8 protein-coding genes are annotated in these 7201 nt (G+C 66.8%); 1 reads left to right on the top strand and 7 read right to left on the bottom strand.

Going from position 1 to position 7201, the window contains the following annotated elements; genetic code table 11:
• Positions 1-204: 204 nt before the first annotated feature.
• The 5 genes from VIR09_RS28475 to VIR09_RS28455 all read right to left on the bottom strand — a co-directional run bounded on the left by VIR09_RS28475 (position 205) and on the right by VIR09_RS28455 (position 4882).
• Complete coding sequence (locus VIR09_RS28475; protein ID WP_332015917.1) at positions 205-1215, bottom strand: amidohydrolase family protein; 1011 nt, start codon at positions 1213-1215, stop codon at positions 205-207.
• A 62-nt stretch (positions 1216-1277) separates the two neighbouring features.
• Entirely contained in the window at positions 1278-1829 is a 552-nt protein-coding gene (locus tag VIR09_RS28470; RefSeq protein WP_013396144.1) for a 3-hydroxyanthranilate 3,4-dioxygenase, read from the bottom strand.
• Positions 1830-1968: 139 nt separating this feature from the next.
• Positions 1969-2940 (bottom strand): LysR substrate-binding domain-containing protein, encoded by a 972-nt coding sequence (locus tag VIR09_RS28465; protein ID WP_332015916.1) that lies wholly within the window; start codon positions 2938-2940, stop codon positions 1969-1971.
• Between the two features lie 6 nt (positions 2941-2946).
• Positions 2947-3399 carry a RidA family protein gene (locus VIR09_RS28460; protein WP_332015915.1) on the bottom strand — a complete coding sequence of 151 codons (453 nt, stop codon included), beginning with the start codon at positions 3397-3399 and terminating at the stop codon, positions 2947-2949.
• A 25-nt stretch (positions 3400-3424) separates the two neighbouring features.
• A complete protein-coding gene (locus VIR09_RS28455; RefSeq protein ID WP_332015914.1) occupies positions 3425-4882 on the bottom strand; it encodes a 2-hydroxymuconic semialdehyde dehydrogenase in 1458 nt (485 codons plus the stop codon).
• 142 nt (positions 4883-5024) lie between these two features.
• Here VIR09_RS28455 and VIR09_RS28450 point away from each other — a divergent pair, with 142 nt between their 5' ends.
• Positions 5025-5522, top strand: coding sequence for a MarR family winged helix-turn-helix transcriptional regulator (locus tag VIR09_RS28450; RefSeq protein ID WP_332015913.1), 498 nt, complete (start codon positions 5025-5027; stop codon positions 5520-5522).
• Between the two features lie 11 nt (positions 5523-5533).
• Here the strand turns inward: VIR09_RS28450 and VIR09_RS28445 are convergent, their stop codons facing one another.
• Entirely contained in the window at positions 5534-6460 is a 927-nt protein-coding gene (locus VIR09_RS28445; RefSeq protein ID WP_332015912.1) for a YihY/virulence factor BrkB family protein, read from the bottom strand.
• 200 nt (positions 6461-6660) lie between these two features.
• Positions 6661-7201: TCP-1/cpn60 chaperonin family protein (locus VIR09_RS28440; protein WP_332015911.1), on the bottom strand; the 541-nt coding region annotated here is incomplete at its 5' end.

Here is a 7201-nt window from a genome sequence, read left to right as displayed (position 1 = left end):
TGGCGGCGCAGCCTGGCTCGCCACGCATGCCCGGCGATCCCGAGTTGGCGTCGCAGGCGCGGCGCCTGGTCACGGGGATTCCGGTGCCACCGGCGCTGAAGGCCGAGATGGCCGAATGGAGCAGCAAGCTGGGACAGACCTTGCCGACGTTCGCGTCATTGCAAGCCGAGGCGTGAACGCAGCCGTTGTTCCCGGTCGCCTATGTCACCCGGCGCGCCGCTCCAGGCCGAAGAACTCCACCGTGTTGCGGCACAGGATCTTCTGCTGCACTTCCTGCTGCAGGTCGGCGTGGGTCACCAGCTTGCCCACTTCCTGCTCGCCCAGCGGATAGGGATAGTCCGAACCCAGCAGCACGCGGTCCTCGCCCATCACGTCGATCAGCAGGCGCAGCGCGCGCGGATCGAACACCGCGCTGTCGGTGTAGAAGCGGTCGGTATAGGAAGAGGGCAGTTGCGGACAGTCCTGGCGGATGATGTCGCGATGGCGCCAGGCATTGTCCACGCGGCCCAGCAGAAAGGCGAAGCTGCCGCCGCCATGCGCGAAGCAGAGCTTCAAGCTGCGCGGGATGCGTTCGAACGCGCCGGACAGGATCAGCGACAGAATGCCCAGCTGGGTTTCGGCGGGCATGGCGACCAGCCACGGCAGCATCCATTTCTTCATGCGGCCGTCGGTCATCATGTCCCAGGGGTGCACCAGCACCGGGATGTCGTTGTTGGCGCAGTGGATCAGGAACTGCACCAGGGTTTCGTCGTCCAGGTCGCGCGGGCCGACGTGGTTGCCGATCTGCACGCCCAGGTGGCCGGCGCCGCGGGCCCGAGACGCTTCCTTGCAGGCCAGCTCCAGGTCCTGCAGCGGCACCTGCGCCAGCGCCTTCAGGCGCGTGGGCGCGTGGGCGCAATGCTCCAGCGCCAGGTCGTTCATGCGGGCTGCCCAGTCGGCAGCGGCCGGCGCGGGATAGGAATAGCCGAACATGACGGGCGTGGCGCACAGGATCTGCAGGTCCACGCCGTTGCGGTCCATCTGCTCCAGGCGCAGGGCCGGATCCCACAAGGTGGCGTCCACCGGGCGGAAGGGGCGCTCGCCCGCCATGATCTGGCCGGTCGAGCCGCCGCCGTCCAGCCGCAACCAGGGCGCGTTGACGGGGTCCAGCGCCGCCGCTTCCTGCCGGGTGATCGGCGGGAAGAAGTGCGCGTGCATGTCGATTTTCTGGGTCATGTGCGAATAGAAAAGAAGTCGGTCGGACGCCTGACGGATTGCAGCCAAGGCAAGACAGGGCGCTAGGCTGGTGCCGCCTGCGCGGCAGGCGCGTGGCCCTTGCCAGGATGGATCTCGCCGCAACCGGGACAGGTGCGTTTCTCGGTGCTGGAATAGAAGGCCTGGAACAGCGGCGGCAGATCCGTCACGATGCTCTTGAGCTGCACCTCCACGCGGTGCACCAGGCTGCCGCATTGCGGGCAATACCATTCGAAGCCGTCCAGCAGGCCTTGCGGGCGTTGGCGTTCGATGACCAGGCAGGCGCTGTCGGTCTCGGGACGTTGCGGCGAATGCCGCACGTGTGGGGGCAGCAGGAAGATGTCGCCTTCCTTCAGGTCCACGCGCTCCGGTTTGCCGTCCACCCACAGCGACAGCCAGGCGTTGCCGCGCAGCTGGTAGAAGAACTCTTCCAGCGGATCGTCGTGGTAGTCGGTGCGATGGTTGGGGCCGCCGACCACGGTGACGATGAAGTCGGCGTCCTGCCAGATCTGCTGGTTGCCGACCGGCGGCTTGAGCAGGTGCGCGTGATCGTCGATCCAGCGCTGGAAATTCAGTGGCGGGCCATAGGCGGGCATGAGGATCTCCGGAAGTCTGGGGGCGGACCGGGGCTGCCCCACAGCCCGCAGTCTAGGCGGGACCTTGCGGGCCTGCACAATAGAAATTACGCCGCCGGATATGCCTGCTGTCTATGGCGGGATAACCCTGATCGGAATTTCAGCCAGCGCCGCTTTCGGCGCGTTGCGCCGCGATCTGCTTCAAATAGTCCACCAGACGCTGGCAGGCCGGCGTCAGCGGGCGGTCTGCCCGCACCGAGTAGCCCACGTCGCCAAATGCGCCGAAGGCGTCGGTGGGCAATCGGGCCAGCATGCCCGTGGCCAGGAACGGTGCTGCCGCGTCGTAGGGCAGCAGCGCCAGCGCGTCGCTGTGCATCAGCACGCCGATATTGGTCAGCAGGGACAGCGACTCGACATGCCGGGCCGGCAGGCGCAGGCCGGCGTCCAGGAAGCTGCGCTCGATCGAGGCGCGCAGCGGCGAACTGGGGGCAGGCAGGATCCAGATATGGCCGGCCAGTTCAGCCAGCGCCACCGGCGGCGCGCCGGCCAGCGGATGGGCGGCGCGCGCCACCAGGCACAGCTCCTCCCGGTACAGCTTGTGATGGTCCACCGCCACGCCGGAGATGGACGCCATGTCGGCGCCGGGCAGGCGGCCGACCACGATGTCCAGATCCCCCGTGGCCAGCGCCGGCAGCAATTGGGAGGTCGGTCCTTCGCGCACGCTGACCTGGATGCCAGGGTGTCCGGTCATCAGGCGCGCAATGGCCTCGGGCAGCAGCTTGGCGGACGCGGCGATCAGCGTGCCCACCACCACGTGGCCGCTGGCGCCGCCCAGCACTGCATCGATGTCGTCGGCCATGTAGCGGATCTCGGCCATCATGGCATGGACCCGGCGGCCCAGCACCACGGCCAGTTCCGTCGGCGTGACGCCGCGATTGGAGCGCTCGAACAGCGGGGCGCCGAAGAAGGTCTCCAGTTCGTGGATCGCCTTGGTGACGGTGGGCTGGGTCAGGTGCAGCTCGCTGGCGGCGCGCGACAACGAACGGCATGCCAGCACGCGCTCGAAGATCTGCAGTTGGTGCAGCTTCAGCTTGCGGCTGAGCGCGTTGGGCGTGATGCGGAAGTCCGACATGCGCCGCTAGCGAGCCTGCGGTTTGTAGGCCACGGCCTTGATCTCGATCAGCAGCTGCGGATGCGGCAGTTGATGCACCGCGACGGTGGTGCGGGCCGGGCCGTCGGAGTCGAAGTATTCGCCGTACACCTGGTTGTAGCCACCGAAATCGTTCATGTTGACCAGGAAGGTGCTGATCTCCACCACATCGGCCAGCGTGGCGCCGGCCGTGGCCAGGATGTCGCGGATGTTCTCGATGACGGCGCGCGTCTGCACCCGGATGTCCAGCGTGGCGGTGCCCATTGCGTCGACCTCGGCGCCCGCGATGCGGTTATCGGGCAGGCGCGAGCTGGTGCCGGAGACGTACAGGAAATCGCCGGCGCGCTTGATGTGCGGATACTTGCCGCGCGGCGTGGCCTTGCCGGCGACGACGGTGGCGCTGACGCCGGGCTGGCCGGTCTTGGGCTGGGACTGGTTCATCGCGTCTTCCTTTGCGTAGGGTGGGTCAGAGCTTAATGCAGACGTTGGTGGGTTCGGTATAGAAATGCAGCGAATGGCGTCCGCCTTCGCGGCCGATGCCCGACAGGCCGCTGCCGCCGAAAGGCGTGCGCAGGTCGCGCAGGAACCAGCAATTGACCCAGGCCAGGCCGACCTTCATCGCCTGCGCCACCCGGTGGCCGCGCGTGAGGTTCTGGGTCCAGACCGCGGCCGCCAGCCCATAGCGCGTGTCGTTGGCCAGGCGGATGGCTTCTTCCTCGGTATCGAAGGGCGCCACGTGGCAGACCGGGCCGAAGACTTCCTCCTTGATGCAGCGGGCGTTCTCGGCCAGGCCAGTCCAGATCGTGGGCTGCACGTAGGCGCCATCGTCGCGCGCGTCGCCGAACACCGGCACGCCGCCGCCCGCCACCACCGTCGCGCCTTCCTCGCGCGCCAGGGCGAAGTACGACAGCACTTTTTCGCGATGCTCGCGCGACACCAGCGGCCCCATCTCCGTGGCGGGATCCATGGGCCAGCCGATGCGCAAGGCTTCGGCGCGCGCAGCCAACGCCGCGACGAAGCGCTCATAGATCGGGCGTTCGACGTAGACGCGTTCGGTGCACAGGCAGACCTGGCCGCAATTGGCGAACACCGATTGCGTCACGCCGTCCACCGCGGCGTCGAAGTCCGCGTCGGCGAACACCAGCGCTGCGTTCTTGCCGCCCAGCTCGAATGACACCGGCTTCACGCCGGGTGCAACCGCCCGCATGATGGCGGCTCCCGTGGCGGATTCGCCGGTGAAGGTGATGCCGTCGATGTCCGGGTGCGTGGTCATGAATTCGCCCGCCGAGTTCGGGCCAAAGCCGTGCGCCAGGTTCAGCACGCCGGCCGGCAGTCCGGCCTCGTGCGCGACCTCGGCCAGCAGGGTGGCCGTGGACGGCGTCACTTCGGACGGCTTCATGATCACCGTATTGCCGAACGCCAGCGCGGGCGCCACCTTCCAGGTCAGCAGCAGCAGCGGCAGGTTCCAGGGCGAAATCACGCCCACCACGCCCAGCGGCTTGCGGTAGGCATAGTTCAGCGCCTGCCTGCCGTCCGGCGTGTCCGTCATATAGCTTTCCATGTCCAGCGTGCGCGCCAGTTCGGCGAAGGCGCGGAAATTGGCCGCGCCGCGCGGAATGTCGATCTTGCCGGCCCAGCCCACGGGCTTGCCCGTGTCGCCGATCTCGGCCTGCAGGAACTCGTCGAAGCGTTGCATGATGCCGTCGGCCAGCGCCAGCAGATGGTCGGTGCGCGCGGCGACCGGCAGTCCCGCCCAGGCCGGCAGCACGCGATGCGCCGCCGCCACGGCGCGGTTCACCTGGTCGCGGCCGGCCTCGTGGACCTGGGCGATCAGACGCCCGTCCACCGGACTGTGCTTGTCGAAGGTGGACGCGCCGTCTTCAAAACGGCCGTCGATGTAGTTGCGCAGTTGTCTGATCGTCATGTCCAGGTGCTCAGTCGGATTGCAAAATAAATACGTATACGTACTATATTTGCGGATCGACGGAAGCGCAAGGTTTCCGGCCCATATCAATTTTTGCGAACGCCAGCGCCTACAATCGCCAGGCGTATCCCTTGGAAGCCCGATGACCGCCAACGCCAGACCCGCCCGCGCCGCTCAGCCTGCACGCGAGGCCTTGCAAGCGTTCGACCTGACCCAGGTCGCGTCCCACCTGCTGCGCCGGGCTCATTTCCGGGCGGAAGCCCTGTTCGCCCAGGCCTTTCCCGACGAAGATCTGACGCCGCGCCAGAAGGCGCTGCTGATCACCGTCTACCAGAATCCGGGCGCGACCCAGAACCGAATCGCCGAACTGATTGCGCTGGACCGCAATTCCTTTGCCGAAATGATCGCCCGCATGACCAAGAAGGGTTATGTGCGCCGCAAGCGTTCGGCCCAGGACGGCCGGGCCTACGCGCTGGAGATCACGGAAGAGGGCATCGCGCTATTGGCGCGCATCCTGCCGCAGGATGCCGCCGTGGAGGCGCAGGTGCTGGCGCCGATACCCGAGGAGCTGCGGCCGGCATTCCTGAAATGCCTGCGCCTGATGGCGGGGCTGGAGCAACAGGACGATGCCGCCGCCTGACGGCGCCGGGTTCAGGCGTCCGGAGCGGGAGTTGAGTCCGCCGGCGTAGGCGCGGACGTGTTGTTCCTGCCAAAGCGCAGCGCAAACTGACGCGTGAAGACCGCGCCAAAGAAGAAGATCTGCGCCGAATAGTAGATCCACAGTAGCAGCGCGATCAGCGATCCCGCCGCGCCGTACGCGGACACCGCCGCGCCGCGGCTGAGATAGACGCCGATACCCCACTTGCCGACCAGGAACAGCGCCGCCGTCACGATCGCGCCGGGTATCACGTCCGGCCAGGAAATCTTGGCGCTGGGCAGCAGCTTGAAGATCACCGCGAACAGCGCCACCACGATGGAGAAGGAGAAAAAGTTGGAGATCCACTCCGCCACCAGGGCGAAGGACGACGCTGTCCACAAGTCGCCGTAGTAGCTGCGCGCGGCGGCCAGGCCCGCGTTCACGCTCAGCGAAACCAGCAGGAACAGCGCCAGCACCAGCACCAGGCCGAACGACAGCACACGGCTGCGCACCATGCCGTGCAGTCCGCTTTTCTGGTTGGCGGAAACTTCCCACAGCTCGTCCAGGCTGGCCTTCAATTCCGCAAAGGCCGTGGTGGCGCTGAATATCAACACAAAAATAGAGATCAGCGCCGCGATCCAGCCGCCGCCCGATTCATGGGCGCTGGCCAGCACCGTCTGGATCACTTCCGCGCCGCGGTCACCGATCAAATCGCGCAGCTGTGTGAACAGCTCCGAGCGCACCGCGTCCTCGCCAAAAAAAGCGCCCGCCACGGCGATCACCAGGATCAGCATGGGCGCCAGCGAAAACACCATGTACAGCGCCAGCGCCGCACCCTTGCTGGAGGCGCGATGGGTGGACCACTGCTTGGCGGAGTCCATCAACAGCCCGCCGATTTCGGCCGGGCGCAGTACACGCAACAGGGTCTTGGGAAAACGCATGGGACTGGGCTCGTTCTGCGGAGCCTTCATTGTAGGGACGCATGCTCTGCTGCGAAACCCGCAGATTGTGCGCAAACGTGTTCGCGGGTGAACAGGCCGCCCCGCAAAAAAGAAAAACCCCCGGGGCGAAGGTCCGGGGGTTTTTCAGGATACTGCATTCCCCGGCCGAAGCCGGGGAGGCCTTGCAAGGGTAGCGGGACTTAGAAGTCCATGCCGCCCATGCCGCCCATGCCGCCGGGCATGGCCGGAGCAGCGGGCTTGTCTTCGGCCAGTTCGACCACGGCAGCTTCGGCGGTCAGCAGCAGGCTGGCGACGGAAGCGGCGTTTTGCAGGGCGGTGCGGGTCACCTTGGTGGGATCCAGCACGCCTTGCTCGACCAGGTCGGTGTACTCGCCGGTCGCGGCGTTGTAGCCGTAGTTGCCCTTGCCGTTCAGCACGTTGCTGACCACGACGCTGGCTTCTTCGCCGGCGTTCGTGACGATGGTGCGCAGGGGCTCTTCCACAGCGCGCAGGATCAGCTTGATGCCGGCGTTCTGGTCAGGCGTGTCGCCCTTCAGGTCGGTGATGGCTTGCTTGGCGCGCAGCAGAGCAACGCCGCCGCCAGCCACAACGCCTTCTTCCACTGCGGCGCGGGTAGCGTGCAGGGCGTCTTCGACGCGAGCCTTCTTTTCCTTCATTTCGACTTCGGTGGCAGCGCCAACGCGAATCACGGCAACGCCGCCGGCCAGCTTGGCCACGCGT

Origin of the sequence: Achromobacter sp. (genome assembly GCF_036567245.1) — a bacterium.
Classification (GTDB): Bacteria; Pseudomonadota; Gammaproteobacteria; order Burkholderiales; family Burkholderiaceae_B; genus Achromobacter.
The sequence above is the reverse complement of the archived record's forward strand: the minus strand, read 5'-3'. Positions and strand labels throughout refer to the sequence as shown.